General features: G+C 35.2%; 18 protein-coding genes and 1 pseudogene. 8 read left to right on the top strand and 11 right to left on the bottom strand.

Annotated features, from left to right (window positions below; all coding sequences use genetic code 11):
* Positions 1–77: 77 nt before the first annotated feature.
* Positions 78–950, top strand: coding sequence for a LysR family transcriptional regulator (locus ACTYA4_RS06455; RefSeq protein WP_443480481.1), 873 nt, complete (start codon positions 78–80; stop codon positions 948–950).
* Between the two features lie 430 nt (positions 951–1,380).
* Here the strand turns inward: ACTYA4_RS06455 and ACTYA4_RS06450 are convergent, their stop codons facing one another.
* The 3 genes from ACTYA4_RS06450 to ACTYA4_RS06440 are packed head-to-tail and all read right to left on the bottom strand — an operon-like array spanning position 1,381 to position 3,517.
* Positions 1,381–1,791, bottom strand: coding sequence for a hypothetical protein (locus ACTYA4_RS06450; protein WP_443480480.1), 411 nt, complete (start codon positions 1,789–1,791; stop codon positions 1,381–1,383).
* Between the two features lie 41 nt (positions 1,792–1,832).
* Complete coding sequence (locus tag ACTYA4_RS06445; RefSeq protein WP_443480479.1) at positions 1,833–2,798, bottom strand: FAD:protein FMN transferase; 966 nt, start codon at positions 2,796–2,798, stop codon at positions 1,833–1,835.
* Positions 2,799–2,800: 2 nt separating this feature from the next.
* Positions 2,801–3,517 carry a DUF2271 domain-containing protein gene (locus ACTYA4_RS06440; protein ID WP_443480478.1) on the bottom strand — a complete coding sequence of 239 codons (717 nt, stop codon included), beginning with the start codon at positions 3,515–3,517 and terminating at the stop codon, positions 2,801–2,803.
* Positions 3,518–3,671: 154 nt separating this feature from the next.
* Here ACTYA4_RS06440 and ACTYA4_RS06435 point away from each other — a divergent pair, with 154 nt between their 5' ends.
* Together ACTYA4_RS06435 and ACTYA4_RS06430 are read left to right on the top strand one after the other, a co-directional pair.
* Positions 3,672–3,800, top strand: a complete 129-nt coding sequence (locus ACTYA4_RS06435) for a hypothetical protein (RefSeq protein WP_443480477.1) — start codon at positions 3,672–3,674, stop codon at positions 3,798–3,800.
* A 129-nt stretch (positions 3,801–3,929) separates the two neighbouring features.
* Positions 3,930–4,463, top strand: coding sequence for a type 1 glutamine amidotransferase domain-containing protein (locus tag ACTYA4_RS06430; protein ID WP_443480476.1), 534 nt, complete (start codon positions 3,930–3,932; stop codon positions 4,461–4,463).
* A gap of 413 nt (positions 4,464–4,876) precedes the next feature.
* Here the strand turns inward: ACTYA4_RS06430 and ACTYA4_RS06425 are convergent, their stop codons facing one another.
* The gene (locus ACTYA4_RS06425) at positions 4,877–6,805 is read right to left on the bottom strand and encodes a hypothetical protein (protein WP_443480475.1); all 1,929 of its coding nucleotides are present in this window, start codon (positions 6,803–6,805) and stop codon (positions 4,877–4,879) included.
* A 929-nt stretch (positions 6,806–7,734) separates the two neighbouring features.
* Between ACTYA4_RS06425 and ACTYA4_RS06420 the strand changes: the two genes are divergently transcribed.
* On the top strand, positions 7,735–8,073 hold the full coding sequence (locus tag ACTYA4_RS06420) for a winged helix-turn-helix transcriptional regulator (protein WP_443480474.1): 339 nt from the start codon (positions 7,735–7,737) through the stop codon (positions 8,071–8,073).
* A 238-nt stretch (positions 8,074–8,311) separates the two neighbouring features.
* Here the strand turns inward: ACTYA4_RS06420 and ACTYA4_RS06415 are convergent, their stop codons facing one another.
* On the bottom strand, positions 8,312–8,665 hold the full coding sequence (locus tag ACTYA4_RS06415) for a winged helix-turn-helix transcriptional regulator (protein ID WP_443480473.1): 354 nt from the start codon (positions 8,663–8,665) through the stop codon (positions 8,312–8,314).
* A 149-nt stretch (positions 8,666–8,814) separates the two neighbouring features.
* Between ACTYA4_RS06415 and ACTYA4_RS06410 the strand changes: the two genes are divergently transcribed.
* A complete protein-coding gene (locus tag ACTYA4_RS06410) occupies positions 8,815–9,834 on the top strand; it encodes a zinc-binding alcohol dehydrogenase family protein (protein ID WP_443480472.1) in 1,020 nt (339 codons plus the stop codon).
* A gap of 307 nt (positions 9,835–10,141) precedes the next feature.
* Positions 10,142–11,110, top strand: coding sequence for a DMT family transporter (locus ACTYA4_RS06405; protein WP_443480471.1), 969 nt, complete (start codon positions 10,142–10,144; stop codon positions 11,108–11,110).
* Between the two features lie 129 nt (positions 11,111–11,239).
* On the opposite strand, the gene ACTYA4_RS06400 is transcribed toward ACTYA4_RS06405, so the two are convergent.
* From ACTYA4_RS06400 to ACTYA4_RS06390, 3 genes are all read right to left on the bottom strand, one after another.
* A complete protein-coding gene (locus ACTYA4_RS06400) occupies positions 11,240–11,746 on the bottom strand; it encodes a dihydrofolate reductase family protein (RefSeq protein ID WP_443480470.1) in 507 nt (168 codons plus the stop codon).
* 87 nt (positions 11,747–11,833) lie between these two features.
* The gene (locus ACTYA4_RS06395) at positions 11,834–12,715 is read right to left on the bottom strand and encodes an alpha/beta fold hydrolase (RefSeq protein WP_443480469.1); all 882 of its coding nucleotides are present in this window, start codon (positions 12,713–12,715) and stop codon (positions 11,834–11,836) included.
* Positions 12,716–12,870: 155 nt separating this feature from the next.
* Complete coding sequence (locus ACTYA4_RS06390) at positions 12,871–13,347, bottom strand: MarR family winged helix-turn-helix transcriptional regulator (protein WP_443480468.1); 477 nt, start codon at positions 13,345–13,347, stop codon at positions 12,871–12,873.
* A 162-nt stretch (positions 13,348–13,509) separates the two neighbouring features.
* Between ACTYA4_RS06390 and ACTYA4_RS06385 the strand changes: the two genes are divergently transcribed.
* Both ACTYA4_RS06385 and ACTYA4_RS06380 read left to right on the top strand, forming a co-directional pair.
* Entirely contained in the window at positions 13,510–13,959 is a 450-nt protein-coding gene (locus tag ACTYA4_RS06385; protein WP_443480467.1) for an AraC family transcriptional regulator, read from the top strand.
* Between the two features lie 134 nt (positions 13,960–14,093).
* Entirely contained in the window at positions 14,094–14,660 is a 567-nt protein-coding gene (locus tag ACTYA4_RS06380) for an RBBP9/YdeN family alpha/beta hydrolase (protein ID WP_443480466.1), read from the top strand.
* 200 nt (positions 14,661–14,860) lie between these two features.
* Here ACTYA4_RS06380 and ACTYA4_RS06375 read toward each other — a convergent pair whose 3' ends face one another.
* From ACTYA4_RS06375 to ACTYA4_RS06365, 3 genes and pseudogenes are all read right to left on the bottom strand, one after another.
* Positions 14,861–15,115: a hypothetical protein gene (locus ACTYA4_RS06375; protein ID WP_443480465.1), complete on the bottom strand. Its 255-nt coding sequence runs from the start codon at positions 15,113–15,115 to the stop codon at positions 14,861–14,863.
* 36 nt (positions 15,116–15,151) lie between these two features.
* Positions 15,152–15,397, bottom strand: coding sequence for a hypothetical protein (locus ACTYA4_RS06370; protein WP_445505580.1), 246 nt, complete (start codon positions 15,395–15,397; stop codon positions 15,152–15,154).
* A gap of 347 nt (positions 15,398–15,744) precedes the next feature.
* Positions 15,745–16,654, bottom strand: a pseudogene (locus ACTYA4_RS06365) (alpha/beta fold hydrolase).
* Positions 16,655–16,992 lie beyond the last annotated feature (338 nt).

The following is a 16,992-nucleotide window of genomic DNA, read 5'->3' as shown; positions in this document are numbered from 1 at the left end:
CTTCCGTGATTTTGATTTGTATAATTGAAAAAATATTATATAATTATCAAAAAAACCGATAGAGATTAGGTGTAAAAATGGAAATAAAAGAGTTAAATACTTTTAAAATGATTGTAGAAGAAGGTACTTTTTCACTTGCGGCAAAAAAATTAAACTATGCTCAGTCAACCGTAACTACACATATAAAAAAACTAGAAAATGAACTTGGTTTTCTTTTGTTTGAACGAGGGTGGGATGCCAGGTTAACAGATGAAGGTACTTTATTTGCAGAGGAAGTAGATAATTTGTTAATGCATTGGGATTATTCAATATCTCAAGCGCAGCGTATAAGCAATGAGGAGAAAGGAACATTAAGAATAGGACTAACAGAATCTGTTGCAGAAAAATTAATTCCGTCTATATTAAACTTTTTAAACAATGAGAAGCCTTATATACATTGTGATTTTGTTGTTGGAAACACAGCCCTTTTATCACAAATATTAGATCAAAATAAACTTGATTTTGCTGTTTGTGGAAACAACAAAAATAGTTCTAATGTTAAATTTACTACCCTTTTCAAAGAACAAATCGAATTTATCGTCAATAATCCTCATCATCCAATTTTGAAAAAGGAGTCAGTTGAAATATCTGATATTATTGATTACCCCATTTTGATTGGAGAGAATAGTTGTTATTATAATCAATCTGTGAATGCTTTCTTATCAGAAAACAATTTATCCTTTAAAAGAGTCTACAATTGTAGTGCACTCCATCTTATTCCACAAATGGTTTTTGAGAATGCAATAGGCATCATCCCTAAGGGAACTAACTTAAAACAAAGTAATATATCATTTAAGGTTAAGGGATTTAATCCCGAAATACCTATAGGATTATTAATTTCTTCTAAAAAAAGAAACTATTTAAGCCAGACAAAACAACAGCTTATGAAATTGATTGAATCGTTGTTATAATTTTTCGATTTCTATTTATCAAAATAAATAAGATCAAAAGTCTTTATAAATAAGATTAATAAAAAGAAATAGTTAATCTATTATTAGCAATGAACAAAAAACCTCTATTTTGAAATAAGCGTTTTTTATTGAATATATCTCTGGGTAAGGATCGATATTATCAGTTGAATACTTAATGAGGATCTATAAATTAGCGATCGAGCACAAAGGCAATTATAATCCGGTATCGATTCTACGACTGCGAACTGCTCTTTTTTTCAGTTTATTGACCATGGACACCTGGATAACCATCATCGCAAGTACTGTGAAAAAGGTTACAATGTACATGGAAAAAATCCAGATATTTTTCGTGTCTGTGCCGCCCATCATTCCATGGGAAAACGCAAGCAGGTAAAGAATATAAGCCGAAAGATGAAAGGTGCGCCAAAGTTTAACAGACATTTTTTTCTTCAGATCGGTCGTAATTAACAAACAGCAGTCCGTAGAGTGTAATGGTGCCGAGCCCGTAAAGAAACGGTTCTTTCGGAGCAGTAAACGGAATAAGCAGCTGTGTCCAGGAAAAAGTTACATAGGCATCAATAACAAGCAGCATCGGGTGAAGTGCCCCTATAAAAACACCGCACGTATTAGCGAAAAAATGGAGGGACATAATATGGGAACGTTGCTTTTGTTTCCCCTTCCAGATGGGCATTCCATAAAATATCCCGAGACAAATGCCGAAAAAAAGCAGGAGATACGCAGTAATTCCAAGCGTTCTCGTAATCAGCCATGTCGGAACGGCTGCAAGCGGTGATCCAGACCGGCGAATCACTTCAATAAAAGCAGCATAAATGAGAATCAAAACGATGCCAATGACCCATTTTAACCGTTTATGTTTTTGCTCTATAATGAAACACCCCTTTCATCTAATGGTATGGTAATTTGTTCTACCAACTCTGCTTTATGGCAAAATTGATCAAGGTTTGCAGATGCAAATACTCGCCCCTGTCTATTAACAAAAATATAAGCAAGATCCGGTCTGTGTGAGGTTAACCAGTCAGGCCCATTTTTGCAGCCAATGATGATAAAGCACTTGGCATAAATCTCACAAGGAAGAAGTGTCCGGCCAATTACCGTCACCTGCAGACAATCCGATTGTACAGGAAGACCGGTACGCGGATCGATAATATGATGCATGTTGTGGCCATTTAGTTTCCAGCTTCGTTTTATGATGCTGCTTGTCGCAGCACAAGTCCAGTCATTCAGCCATAGTTTTGCAATGTTTTCATTATCCGAAAAAGGATGTGAGACACCGATCAGCCAAGGTTCTCCGGATGACTGCCATGACATAAGGTCACCCCCAGCATCAATTAGTCCCTTTGCTCGTCCTCTTTTTATCAACGATTCGGCAATTTGCTGTACACTCCAACCTTTGGCAATCCCTCCGAAATCAAGTAAATTAGCCGGATTGATTTTTACTGTGCGGTGATCAAGATCAAACACGATTGGATGTTTCGTATCAGTGGAGGGAAACGGTTGATTATGCGGCTCGACATTATCCCGGTTTATTTTTTCAAAGGATTCCCGGTAGCCTGATTGTTCGAGTTCATTTCTCAGAAAAGGTGTGAAAATGCCGCCTGTTTCATTAAAATAATAGAGCGATTCATAGAAAAGCTGGGCGAAAAGCTGCGATACCTTCGTTTCTTTATCTGCATTCCTGTTAACTAGACAAAGCTCACTTCCAGGTAGAAAGCGCGAAAATTTTTCTTCGACGGTTGTGAGCCATTGAAACACTTCTTGTGCATCGGCAGCACTGAGTCCCGCTGTAAGAATATCCGTATTCATCGCTTTGCTTTTATAAATTTCCATTTTTACGACCCTCTAGTATTGGTGATGGTTTCCTGTTCGACAGATGCAATACTTTTTCCAGGTGCAAATCCGGCACTTACACTTTCAAGAAGCGTGCCTTCAGATTTAGCATTTTCCGGTATGTATTCAGCAGTGGCATCCTTCTGGTTTTGCTCACTTCCAACAGAAATTTCACCGCTATAAATGACACGGTTCTCCCAAAGAATATTTCCTTCTATTTTATACACATAAGTTCCCGGCTGAACAGGCTGACCGGAAGCATCCGTACAGTCCCAATAAACGACATGCATACCTGTCTCCTGCTCTGGAAGACTGACCCTCTGTATTTCTTCTTCTGATGCATTCTCCAAATTAGCGGCCTCGCGCCATTCCGGGTGGCTCTCTGGTCTTTTTTTATAGCCGCCGTTCGCAGTAAAACTTGATGCTCGCAAAGTTTTAATATAGTTTCCATTATTGTCTTCAATCCATATCGCGATCTGGTTGCTGGCAAGTCTGTTAAGATGATAGAGTTGGTAGTGGATATCAACAAGGCCTAGTGTAGTTACTTCCGGATTGATTGATACTCCGGAAGAAGCGGTATTAGAAGCGGTGCTAGAATTAGGTTGGGAAGCAGAAAAAGGATTATCTGCTTGGGCAAAATGGGACATACCTGAAATGATGATAACACCTGTACCGAGCGTTCCGACAACAGGTATTAATACTTTTTTAATATCTTTCATAAGTATCACTCCAACCAATGCTTTAAGAAAGCAATTTTTATAGGAAGATGTGAAAATAAATATTGTGCTTCATTCATTATACTGCTAGCGTAAATTTTTTTCAAAAGAAAAACTGAATTGCGCAAATTTTCTTATCATGTGGGAAAATAGCATTTTGGCGAATTATCATCATCCTTTTCCAACACATGCAATCATTAATGTATCAGGCTTTCCCTTGCATTTAATCAATCGTTTGTTTAAACAACATGCCAACGATTCGCCTAATAGGCAGACACCATTTTAAAGTATTGAATAACTAATCGTATAAAAAGTGTTACTATCCTACATTAATGTGCGTACTTTTAAAATTACTTCCAAATGTATAAGATTTATTTGTAACATTTTATTCTATAAAAATACGAGGTGAAAATGGATGAAAAAGGTAGCAATACTAGTGGGAGAAATGTATCATCAAGAAGAACTGCAGGTTCCTGCTGCAGCTATGCAAGAAATTGGATACGAGACAGTATTAATAGGAACGGAAGCAAACATAACTCTGCAAGGGGTTTATGGAGGCAGCATTAAAACGGATGTAGGAATTGATGAAGCAAATCCAGATGATTTTAATGCCCTTTTTATTCCTGGAGGATTCTCACCAGATATTTTGAGAGCTGATAATAGATTTGTGTCATTCGTTAAGAAAATTTCGTATTCAAACAAACCAATATTCGCCATTTGCCACGGACCACAACTGTTGATTACTGCTGAGGTTTTGCAAGGCAAAAACATTACAGGATATAAATCCATCCAGGTAGATTTACGTAATGCTGGTGCTACTGTTTTTGATGAACCTGCAGTAATCTGGAATGACTTGCTTGTTACAAGCAGAACGCCAGATGATCTACCTCAATTTACACAAGCTATTCTAAAAGTATTAAAAAAACAAACGGAGCTACAATTATCATAGTTTTTTCATTCAGATTATAAAAAGGATGTTTACAACCTATCGTAAACATCCTTTGTTTTTTCAATGGTTTCTTTTATTTAGGCTGTTTTCTAAATGTTTGTTGTTTTTTACGTAAAAAAATGAGAGAAAAGTATCCAGCAGACTGAATACACGTAGACTCCTGTGGGAATGCGAGAAAGACGAGACCCCACAGGAGCGTATGCGACGAGGAGGCTCGACGCTCGCTAAACGGACGAAGTGTATTCAGGCTGCGAGTTTAAAAGCAACAAACTATACGAAAACAGCCTTTATTTAATAATCTCCAATAGGAATACTTAAAAACTTTACAAAAGAGAAGGACATATTTCTATGAACGATAAATCCCTCTCTTTTTACATTTATATTTATACCGTTACAAGATCACGCTTTAAGGATTAAATAGCTTTTTGGATAGACAAAAGATGTTCAGATAACTTTTCATAATCTTGATTATTTATTGCTTTTTGTAAGCTAATAGCAGCCTCTTTCCATTTGTTCTTATCTTTCAATTTTTGAGCAGCAATGCAAGCAGTATCAGCAGAAAGCAGACGCTGAGCCCATCCAACTAGGGGGTGAGAACGATCAATAGGCATAACAGCAATATGATCTAATTCTTGAATAGTATTAGCTAATTCATCTACTTTATCGTCTCTTAATTGTGTAAAGAGTAAATTACGCTTCTCATTATCTTCAGGTGTTATACTCGTTTCAAAGTACATGCGATCTAATCTACTTAACAGCATAGAGGCTTGTCCTTTCACGCTGTTCATCGCCTCTTCTCTAATTTCTATTATCTCAGAAATATTTTCTTCCTTAAAAGGACCATGATATCCAGTATCTTTATCCATGTATCGAAGAATTTGCGCTCCGCCTAATCCTATACCATCAGTACCTGTATAAATAACCTGCGGCAAGTGATGAAATCTAAAACCTGCGGAGAAATAGGTGAGCAATCCTTTTTCATGCGCCTTATGAACTAATGTCAAGGCTTCAGAAAAAGTCAGTTGTTCAATGACACATTTACTTGGATAAGTATTCGCTGTACCATCCCAGGTCACTTTATCAAATCCGCCTTCTTTAACTAATTCAATTCCTAACAATCCAATCTCAAAGCGATCTGTAATCAACTTTGGCTTACCATTATTCTCTTTCAGTGTTTTCTCACGATCGTCTAAAATAGGTGTATTAATATTGAAGGCAGCTGCAAGTGCCTGGGTATGTTGATTTCTCCGAATATTTCCTGCCATATATTTCATAAATTTAATCGCTTCAACTGCTGTCATACGTTCTATGGCCAATTTACACTCCGTTAAACCATCCATAAAAATAGCTGAGCATGCTGCAGCCCAAGTATGAATCGTTTTTACTGCAGATGGTTTAAAATCACTTTCAAAGATCGGCCTGCCTACATATGAGGAAGAGGGAGCATCTTTTCCAACACCCAATTTTACTTTTCCTATTATGTTAAAGTTAGGGATGCGATATGGCTCTACTGCTTCACGATCTTGATCGCTTCCTCTTTCAAGATGTTCAATATGAACAATAACACCTTTTAAAAACTTGTTGGATTTCAGCGTTCCATATAAGTGCCCAATTCCAGGATCTGTAATAGAAGCGTATGTTTGAATATCGCGGAAACCTGAGTTCCCCCACGGAATGATTGATCCATCGTATCGATGGCCTTTCGATAATAATTCATAAGCTAAACGAATCGCAATTCTTTCCTCACAAGTCGGCAATCGTTCTTGCTTTCTTAAATCTGCTAAAAGCTCACTAATTACATTTAAATAATCAGACTTTGTTAATTTTTCTGTTTCAGTGAAATCAGAATTTTCGCCTTGTAATTGTAATTGTATACGCAGATAATAAACATCATCTTCTACATATAACTTACAAGTGTTATATGCACTATCCTCCCATGATCCTAAATAAAGGTTTACTATCGAAAAAATTTGATTGTAATGATCTAATAACTGATTAGAAGCTGTTGTTAATTCTAATAATTTATTTAATTCAGGAATAAGGAGCGTTTTAAATCCTTTTAAATCTGGGAATTCCTGAACTAATAACTCAAGTTCACTTTGAATCCGTTCAAATAATTCATTAAGATTATAAAATTCACCAATATCATAAGGTATAGTTTTTACAAATTCGTCATCTGTTGGAGATTGCTCTTTTATTTTTTTTATTCTAAGTTCTTCCATAGCATCCAATAGTTCAGTAAAAATAGCTCGTTTAAAGGTGCCCTCATGAAAGCCTAAATACCCATGTTTTAAAGAAGAAATACTTAATATAGGGTTGAGAATAGTTTTTGTTGTAGCCATAAATCCAACCTCCAGATTTTTGAATTATTTAAATATTCAGGTGTTTAGTGAAACAAAAATCTTGCAACAGCGTATTGAAAGTAATAAAATAAAACTAACACAATAAAAGAAAACGCTTCCATTTGTCGTTGTCTCTCATGCGGCCAAACATTCAGAGATAACGGCATAACCAACTATTCTTTCATTAAACCTCTAAAAAATTTTATCCCTCCTTATTATATTTTTCGCCTTCCTTGCATTACCTAATTGGAATTTTTTATTTAATCAGGTAATGTATACCTATTATATTATTATTAAATTTTTTTGAGAAGTAGTTACATTCTCTTATGATAACCACATGCATTATACATAGTTACCTATTAGTAAGTTGGAAACAGTAGAAAGATGGATACGTCAATTAATCGCTTCCTGCTCATCTATATATTATACTTTTACATGAAGTGCTTATTTAACATTAAACAAAATTATAGGCTGTTTTCTCAAAGTTTGTTGTTTTTTACATAAAATTATATTTGGAAAAGCGTTTCTTAGCAGCCAGAATACACGTAGACTCCTGTGGGAATGCGAGAAAGACGAGACCCCGCAGGAGCGTATGCGACGAGCGACGAGGAGGCTCGACGCTCGCCCACGGAAAGCGAAGTGTATTCTGGCTGCGGGTTAAATAACAACAATCTATACGAAAACAGCCAAATTATATTACGTAGTTTTTAAAAAGCTGCCGTAATTGAATGCTAATTAATAGAGTATTCGTTAATAAGAAACGAATACTCTATTAAAGCTCTCCCATTTTTTGTTTAAAGATGTAAAGACTAGTAACTTTATTTAGTTTTCCAAATGCATATAAATTCTTTTTATGAAAAATTCTTCAAGATAAATTCAAGAATATAATTTTAGGATTTTTTTGTTGTTTTGTTAATAGGAGGGATTTTATGGACGATGAGAAAAAAAGCATTGATTTACTAAGTGTAGAAAATAAGTGCCCAATCAACAGTGTATTAGAAGTAATTGGAGGGAAATGGAATTATAAGGTTATTTTATGTTTAAGTAATGGATGCAAGAGATTCAATGAATTATTAAGATGTCTTGATGGTATAAGTGCGAAGACATTAACTTGTTGTTTAAAAAGATTAGAAAAAAAGAACATCATTAAGAAAACTATTTACCCTGTTGTACCTATGCATGTGGAATATAAATTAACTAAAAAAGGTAATGAATTGCAAAAAATTTTTGAAGAGATGCGAAAATTAGGAAAAGAATGGGACGATTAATCACTAATTATATAGTTATCATGTACCAATACAATAGCTTAAATTTCGACATAGAGGTTAAACAAGTATGAGAGTACCTACAAGACAACAGCTTATCCTCTATGTCCATTTGAAATGAAAATGCTAAAAATACATGGGGTGCATACACCATTGTCTATCATTATAAAAAAGAACTATATGATCATAATATAACTATCTCTTAATCTTTTAATAGGATGTTACTAAACGACGTTTCTTATTATTTTGCTTCCATTTTTTTAACTGATTTTTTATAATTTTCCCCCCAATCTCTCATTAACAAAATAATAGGCTCCAGAGTTTTTCCAAACTCGGTTAGTGAATATTCAACTTTAGGTGGAACTTCGGGATATACTTTTCGTTGAATAACACCGTCTTTTTCTAGCTCCCTTAATTGAAGTGTCAACATTCTTTGTGTAACACCCGGCATTAAATTTCTCAACTCATTAAATCTCTTTTTGCCTTCGATAAGGTAAAACAAAATGACCCCTTTCCATTTGCCGCCTATGACATCTAGAGTTGATTCTACTGGGCAGCCTTCTGGACAGCCATATCCACTTTTCCTGTTTCTCATCGTTTAGTACACCTCACTATAAAGATTGTTATTCCCTAAAATATAAATAACATAAATGGTACCATAATACAATAATGTGCCTACTTACCAGTTCTTTTATCCCTCTCTATAATAATAACTGTAACTCAATTATTAGGAGGAAGATAAAAATGAAAGCGATAGGATTATACAAATATTTACCAATCAATCATAAGGAAAGCCTTCTTGATGTAGATTTGGAGAAACCAGTACCTACCCAAAGTGATTTACTTGTTAAAATTAAAGCTATTTCCATTAATCCTGTTGACGTTAAGGTTCGTGCACCAAAAGATAAACAGGAAGAGACACCTAAAATTCTTGGATGGGATGCTTGTGGTGTAGTGGAAGCGGTAGGACCAGACTGCACTTTATTTAAAGTTGGAGATGAAGTTTATTATGCAGGGAGTATTACAAGACCTGGTACATATAGCGAATACCATTTAGTAAACGAAAAAATTGTCGGTAAAAAACCTCAATCATTAAATGATGCCGAGGCAGCTGCACTGCCACTAACTGCTATCACAGCATGGGAAGGACTATTTGATCGCCTAGAAATTGATTTTAGTAATATAGAAGAAAATAAAAAGAAAACCATTCTTATTATTGGGGGAGCAGGTGGAGTCGGATCGATCGCTATTCAATTAGCCAAATTAGCAGGTCTAACTGTTATTGCAACTGCTTCTAGGGAAGAAAGCATAAAATGGGTAGAAGAGCTTGGAGCAGATTATGTAGTAAATCACCACCAACCATTCCTTCCACAATTACAATTAATTAATTTTAATGATGTAGATTATATTTTCTGCCTTAATAATACTGATCAACATTGGAATAGCATGGGGGAAATCATTGTTCCACAAGGAAAAATTTGCTCTATAGTAGAAAATAGTGAACCTCTTGATCTCAATGTTTTAAAAAGTAAAAGCGCTACATTTGTGTGGGAATTTATGTTTACTCGTTCCATGTATCATACTTCCGATATGATTAAGCAGCATGAACTTTTAGAAAAGGTTGGCAAATTAATTGATGAAGGTAAAGTTCGTACCACTTTAAAAGAGGTTTTATCCCCTATTAATACAGATAACTTAAGAAAAGCACATGAGATGGTAGAAACAGGGAACATGATTGGCAAGATTGTATTAGAAAAATTCTAGTTTTCTAAGTTCTTTTTAAACATAGTGCCATCTCTAATTCTAGCATCTTAAATATAAGCTATTCTTAGTATCAAGATATTAGCCAATTAAAATGTATTTGTTATGCTAAAGAGGAAAAGTCTATTGAAATACACAAGCAACTCATTCAAATCAATTTTTAGATAATGAATCAAAAGCTTTAATAGAGCCTATACACATTGAGAAGTATTTCAGCTAAACCCGTGTATATCAGCCTTGAAAAGCCACAGTCAAAAATTTTGCAGCTGTGGCTTTCTTAATCATTGTATTTGTTAGGAGAGAATTGATTTTGGATAAAAGACAGATTATTACAGGAACTATACTGTGTTTCATTACTGTTCTTTCTTGGGGAGGACAGTTTCCTATTATGCGAAATGCACTCGAACAAATTGATCCATTTTCTTTTACTGCTATGCGATATACATTAGCTTCCATCATTTTTGTGCTGCTCCTTGTCCTTATTGAAGGAAAACAAACATTAAATTTTGATGGGAAACTTAAAACTTTATGGATTTATGGTACGATCGGCTTTGTTGGTTTTAATTTCTTAATGTTTTCAGGTCAACAATTAGCAGGCAGTTCTGGCGCTTTATTAGCGTCTATTATTTTAGGATTGATGCCAATCATTAGTATATTTGTTATCTGGATTATGGAGAAAAAACGACCGCCTTTCTTTGTCATCGGGGTTGTCTTATTTTCATTATTTGGTACTCTGCTAGTCATTACAAAAGGAGACTTTAAAGCATTCTCTTCAAAAGGTAGTAGCTTATTACCCATTTTCTGTATGTTAATAGGGGTTACTTGTTGGGTTGTGTACACAATGGGAGCGAGAAAGTTTAATGATTGGTCTCCTTTACGTTATACAGCGTTAAGTTGTATTTTGGGTACATTTTCAATAAATATTATTGTAGCTTTTTTGTATATAATCGGATCCTTAACAGTGCCAGAGCTTTCTATCATTAAAAGCATTACTTTAGAATTAGGATATATGATTGTATTTGCTGGAGTTTTAGCTGTTTTTTGCTGGAATGCCGGCAATAAAGCACTAACACCTGCAAACGGAGTACTTTTTATTAATCTTGTTCCAATCACTACTATTGTCATTTCTGTTTTTCAAGGCTATCAAATAACAGGATTAGAACTATTAGGAACACTTATTATTATTAGTTCGCTTATCATGAACAATTTCTATCAAAGAAAAATTGTCCAAAAACCATTCGTAAAGCTTGATAGCCATCCATATAAACAATTAAAGTAAAAACATAGTAAAACAAATATATATACGCAAAAATGAAATGATCATTATTTATAGCTAAACGTTTTTTACCGTTAATTCTGTTTTACTAAAATTAATAACTTTAATTCTTTTAAATAATGAATGGCTATATTATTTACCTACCGCGTAGTGCAACTGAACGACACCACTGCCAAGGGGCTTGCAATCTAACAACTGGACATCCTTGTATTGGTAGTTGGATGTGTCAAGCAAAAGGTTGAGCCCCTTACCCTCCAATACAGGTACAACATTGAATATAATCTCGTCAACAAGTGCTTGCTCTAAAAATGCATTATGCAGATCGGCACCGCCTGAAAGGAGTACTGTTTTATAGCCTTTTTCCTGCAAGTAATTTAGGGCTTCTTGAGGCGATCCTACAATCTTAATGCCAGGAATTTTTTTAACACTCTTAGAAACTACAACTATATCAATATCGGTAAAATTGCCACTGCCACTTGCCTGAAATCCCTCAAATGTTTTACGTCCTACTATAAAGTTGCCTGCAGCTTTTGCATGTGCAGCAAAGTCGGCTAGTGCTTCTTTTTTAGGCGGGTGCTCAGCGCTTGACTGTGCATAGTTGCCATTTCCAGTCAATGTTGCCCAAAGAATTGTTTTCATCAATAACTCCTCCTAATTTACTTATATGGTTATAATAAATACACGTTGATCTTACAGAAAAACACTCTTTTTTAAGCATAACTTCCTTTATTTCTGAGAGGTTCTTTCAAAAATTCTTCGAATGGCTGCTGCAACTCGATCCGGCCGATCCTCTTGAACATAGTGGGAGGCATCACTTAAGGGCTCTGTTTCATTCAATTTAAGGTAGCTCTGCCATTTTTCCATTTCTTCATACGGAAAGCCTGCGCTATCTTTCGTTCCCCAAAGTATTTGCGCGGGTAAATCAGATAGCACTAGCAGTTTCGATTCAATTTCCGCGAGCCACGATCGCGCCTTCAGAATCTGTCTAGGGAAAATCCATGTCGGTATTCTTGATTTTGGTGTTGGAAACGGGTCGATATAGGCCTTTCTCAAGCTTTTCGTGACTTTTTCAGAATGGTAAATTCCGTGTGGAACAATGTTTTTGGCGAAGAAATTGCGCTGTGTCTGAAGCCAGTATCCGAGAGGCCATCCCCCCATTGCCAAAGAAAAGAGCTTCATTGGAAGAAGAGTCGCTGGCCATGCCCAGGTGTTCATAATGACAATGCCGCGTAAGTTTTCTCGATGCCGAACTGCGTAATTTACTCCGATGGGTCCGCCCCAATCCTGGACCACTAAAACAAAATCCTTTAGTTCCAAGCGATGGATTAAATCTGCGACCACATCCGATTGCTCTTGTGGCGTAAAACCATAGTGAGAAGGCGCTTTTGACATACCAAATCCAGGGTAATCCAAAGCAATAAGACGATAGTCGCTATGAAGCTCCTTAATGACATTTCGATAGAGGTACGACCACGTGGGATTCCCGTGAAGGAGAAGAACCGTCGGCCCTTGCCCTTCATCAATGTAGTGAATATATCCGTCACGATAAGGAAGCCAATGGTCCTTAAATGGATACTCCGATAAATCCACTTCAAATGGTCTTTTCATTTCCTCCTCCAAGTTTTTCACTCTCCTTTATTATTGATAAATATTTCCGTTTTTCAGCTAGATTTTGGTGCACTTACCTCTATCAAACTGAAAATAGTAATCCAACAGACATAACAGCAAATTTCCCACCTATTGATTCTGTTGATGGTGCTGAATCACAGCTTCTTCTCTCTTTGGCGAACCTGTTCGTTCATGTTGTACAGCATCTTTTTTAGCAGGGTAAGCATAAGCTCATATTCCTCGTCATCTATACCAACCCGGCTTTTTCGACTGATATCGTGCAATACTGCCGCTACTTTCGGCAAAACTTCTCTGCCTAATTCCGTCAAATAAAGTAGATGATAGCGGTTATCAGCAGGATTTGTTTCCCTTCGCACATACCCTTCTGCTTCCAGTTTTTTGATCGCCTTCGTCGTCGTTGTCTTGTCAATCAAAAGCTCCTCGCTTAACGCTTTTTGCGAAATCCCTTCTTTTTTCGCAATCGTCAACAAAAAGATATACTGCCCACTTCCAATTCGGAACGGCTGAAGCTGAGCTGTTATAAGGATTTGCAGATGACGGTATATAGCTGAAATATATTTCCCAGGCGGCGCCCCAGTGCCCATAGAGGGCCTATTCATATCGTTTTCCATAAAAACATCAACTCCAAATAAGATGTTATTGCAACTATTTATAGAATAATCCATATAGGATGCTATTGCAACTATTTATTTTAAAAAAACAAATGATTATATTTTTATATCATGATAGCATTCGGAATGTAGTAAAGATTAATACAGAAAGGAAAAAGAAAAATGAATATTAAGATTGAAGTTCTTCCAAAATATCGTATCGCATACGTGCAACAAGTTGGTCCATACGGTCCTGCCAACGTTCAACTAATGCAAAAGTTGAAGAAATGGGCTGCGGCAAAAAATCTACTCTCCAAAACATCAATAATCCTTGGAATTTCACATGACAACCCTGAAACAACTCTGCCTAATAACTGCCGCTATGATGCCGGCATCGTCATTTCAAACGATTATCAAATTGACGATTTCGTTGGCGAAAGCGAAATTTCCGGCGGAAAATATGCCATTTTCAAAGTCAAACACACAGCGGAAGACATTCAAAAAGCGTGGAGCGAAATTTTTTATACGCTGTCAAACTGTGGTTATCAGATTGACAGCCGGCCAATTTTTGAAAGATACATTAAAGAGATGGTTTCCAATCATTATTGCGAAATCTGCGTGCCCATAAAATAATTTTTTATTATTTGAATTATTTTCCAACTTATTAACCTTTGATTGAGCCTCAAAGCAAGAGCAATCTACTTCCATATAGGTTTGGATAAGTAATATACTGTTTTTGTATCGATAAAAAGAAAGGGAGAGTAGCAATGGGAAAACAAGTATATATTATCCATGGATACGGAGCTTCACCAGCCAATCATTGGTTCCCATGGTTAAAAGAAAAATTAATAGCAGATGATTATCAAGTTTTGGTTCTTCACATGCCAAATTCGTCTGACCCCAAGAAAGAAGAATGGTTGGAAACATTAGCTAATAAAATAAAAAATTTAGATAACAACACTTATTTTGTAACACATAGCTTAGGGTCTATCACACTATTGAACTATCTAGATCAATTAAATCCGCTACCTAGCTTTGGAGGCTTTATTCTTGTTTCTGGCTTTTCTGAACCATTATCATTCTTACCTTCTATAGATCCTTTTACAGTTAAAAAAGTGGATGATAAAAAAATAATTTCTGCAGCTAATTCACGTGCTGTTATTGCTGCAAAAGATGACGGTATTGTTCCTTTTCAATTAAGTCAAAATTTATCAAAACAATTGGATGCATCATTTTATCCTGTTGAAAAGGGCGGTCATTTTTTAGAAGATGATGGTTTCAATACTTTCCCATTGGTTTATGATATTTTAAAAAATATGATGAAAACTGTATAAATAATGAAGGTGTCACCTTTTTGTGACACCTTAAAACTAAAAATGTTCCTTAAACAATCTGGCCCGTTTGCAAGAAAAACTCTGCATTTCATACAGGATTTTTGATCAAACTTTTTTTAAAACGGCTCAACTTTTTATCAGTTCTAAATCCTCTTTTGATGTTATTCACCTTAAAAAGCGGATATAAGACTTTTGAACATTTAGTTTGACTGATTGAAATATGCAGCGGGATTGAATATTGAACTGGTGATCATTTGTTCTGGATCTTGAATATGCTGCCCATCGGTATATGACAATATTTCCTTGTCTATTTTTCTTAAGTCTTCCTCTATTAATTGGTATGATTGATTGTTCTGTTGTAGTTCCTGTAATTTACTTTGGAGCATCTGCCTAGTCTCCATTAATATATATAAATTTTCAACCTTTTCAATATAGGTTAATGGCTTTTGTTTCATTGAATTAACCTCCACAGTCAAACATTATAATCCAGCTCAATGGTTATTCGATTGTTTTTCTATCATTTCGTTCCTTTCTCCTCCATCTGAAAGCTCCTCAGAAAACTCATGATTTCTTTGTTTTTTTATATCTGGATTGTTGCTTTCATTTTCATTTAAATAGCTATTTTCACCTGGTGCGTATGAAATATTTTGAAGACTGAATTCATCCTGTCCTGAATATTTCATTTGATCCTCTTTTTTTATTTCTCTTTTATTTTTTCCGCTTTTGTTTTCTTTCATTTCATTTACACTCCTGCCAAATATAAATACTTTCCTTATTAATTTGTTCTTTCTTTTTCATCATATTCACAATGAGTTATATTTTAACTTAAAAATGAACCAAGAAAGTTCACCATATTTTTGAGCTAATTAAAATGATTAATGTGGAGAATAAAGTGACCCCCATTTCTTATGAAGTAAATGAGGATTATTATTGAATATTATCTCTTTTTTTAAAACGACTTTATTGTACTTAACAACGCAATGCAGTTGTTGTTGGATAAAAAAGACTCTTCCTACTAGAAGAACCATCTATTTTCTTATTTAATATTTCTAGGTAGTTATTACAATTATTTGCTACTTTCAACTTAGTTGTCCTTAGAATGTTTTTCTACAAAATCCAAGATTCTAGCATTAACTTCGTTAGAGAATTCACCGTTGATCGCGTGAGATGCATTTTTCCAGTTAACGATATCGATATCTTTAACATATTTTTCCCCAGTTTCAACTGCTTTTGCTGCATCGTGCATTGTACTTTTTTCAGCAATTAATGCAAGTACTGGAACATTGATATTTTTTAGTTCCTCTTTAGTAAATAAATCAGGAGCTGGTGTTTTAAGTTTATAATTACTCATACCCGACTCGATTAATTTAGAAATAGGCTCATCGTCATTTGCTTCTGCTTCTCCAGAGACATAACTTAACATTTTTTCTCTTATAAACTTAGGTACAATAGGGACCGATGCTGGAATAGATGCTAGAATCATCTTTACGGGCATTTGCGCAAAAACAAAGACAGGGTCCAATAAACTAGCCGAAGCAATATGCTCAGGATTATATCTGGCTAAATTCATTGTTGTCCAACCACCAACTGAGACACCTACGATGTGTACTTTTTCTAAACCTAATCCTTCAATCACTTCATTTAACCATTCTGCTTGTTGCTTTTGGTTTTCAATCATCTTTGTTTGTACACTCATTCCAGGTTCACCAAGTAAATCTATCGTATAGACAGGTCTTTCCTCTCTTAGTCCTTCTAAATTTGGTACCCACATTGGAGTAGATGCACCACGTCCAGGTAAGTAAGAGTATTGGTTCCTTATGTTTGTTTTCTTCTTTAGTAAAGTAATAAGCACGAACTGTGCCATATTTAGTTTTAATATCTTTGGTATCATTAGGCTTTGGAAGAAGTGCCATTGATTCATCGTAGGCAATTTGAAAGTCTTCCTTGCCTTTTTTAGATGTAAAGTGACCAAGCTTGTTATCATCCCTAAAAATAAGGAAATCTCCACTACATATTACAAAAATTGATAAAATAATTATCATAATTCTCTTCCTTCTCTTCATTTTAATTCCTCCTCTTATTGAAAAAAATATTGATGAGCTTTATCAATATAATCATCACAATAATTTATTAATAAATTATCTTCAGCATTTCATTTTGTTGATCAAAATACTTTCACTTTAATTTAGTAAATTATTACAATCTTTCCTTTTAGTACAAGTAATCCAATCCAGTCAAATTATGTCCTATAGTGGCCCCAGTAATATTGCCAATAAACTTACTAAGAAGTAAGTTTATTTCAATTACTCACCTCCTAAATTGATTAAATCAC

Source organism: Niallia yueguangensis, from assembly GCF_052663115.1.
This window is presented reverse-complemented; position numbering and strand designations above follow the sequence as displayed.

What these genes read in the sequence shown, in the direction of transcription:
- ACTYA4_RS06455 (WP_443480481.1), top strand. Translation starts at nt 78, where the DNA reads ATGGAAATAAAAGAGTTAAATACTTTTAAAATGATTGTAGAAGAAGGT.
- ACTYA4_RS06445 (WP_443480479.1), bottom strand. Translation starts at nt 2,798, where the DNA reads ATGGAAATTTATAAAAGCAAAGCGATGAATACGGATATTCTTACAGCG.
- ACTYA4_RS06440 (WP_443480478.1), bottom strand. Translation starts at nt 3,517, where the DNA reads ATGAAAGATATTAAAAAAGTATTAATACCTGTTGTCGGAACGCTCGGT.
- ACTYA4_RS06430 (WP_443480476.1), top strand. Translation starts at nt 3,930, where the DNA reads ATGAAAAAGGTAGCAATACTAGTGGGAGAAATGTATCATCAAGAAGAA.
- ACTYA4_RS06425 (WP_443480475.1), bottom strand. Translation starts at nt 6,805, where the DNA reads ATGGCTACAACAAAAACTATTCTCAACCCTATATTAAGTATTTCTTCT.
- ACTYA4_RS06420 (WP_443480474.1), top strand. Translation starts at nt 7,735, where the DNA reads ATGGACGATGAGAAAAAAAGCATTGATTTACTAAGTGTAGAAAATAAG.
- ACTYA4_RS06415 (WP_443480473.1), bottom strand. Translation starts at nt 8,665, where the DNA reads ATGAGAAACAGGAAAAGTGGATATGGCTGTCCAGAAGGCTGCCCAGTA.
- ACTYA4_RS06410 (WP_443480472.1), top strand. Translation starts at nt 8,815, where the DNA reads ATGAAAGCGATAGGATTATACAAATATTTACCAATCAATCATAAGGAA.
- ACTYA4_RS06400 (WP_443480470.1), bottom strand. Translation starts at nt 11,746, where the DNA reads ATGAAAACAATTCTTTGGGCAACATTGACTGGAAATGGCAACTATGCA.
- ACTYA4_RS06395 (WP_443480469.1), bottom strand. Translation starts at nt 12,715, where the DNA reads ATGAAAAGACCATTTGAAGTGGATTTATCGGAGTATCCATTTAAGGAC.
- ACTYA4_RS06390 (WP_443480468.1), bottom strand. Translation starts at nt 13,347, where the DNA reads ATGGAAAACGATATGAATAGGCCCTCTATGGGCACTGGGGCGCCGCCT.
- ACTYA4_RS06385 (WP_443480467.1), top strand. Translation starts at nt 13,510, where the DNA reads ATGAATATTAAGATTGAAGTTCTTCCAAAATATCGTATCGCATACGTG.
- ACTYA4_RS06380 (WP_443480466.1), top strand. Translation starts at nt 14,094, where the DNA reads ATGGGAAAACAAGTATATATTATCCATGGATACGGAGCTTCACCAGCC.
- ACTYA4_RS06375 (WP_443480465.1), bottom strand. Translation starts at nt 15,115, where the DNA reads ATGAAACAAAAGCCATTAACCTATATTGAAAAGGTTGAAAATTTATAT.
- ACTYA4_RS06370 (WP_445505580.1), bottom strand. Translation starts at nt 15,397, where the DNA reads ATGAAAGAAAACAAAAGCGGAAAAAATAAAAGAGAAATAAAAAAAGAG.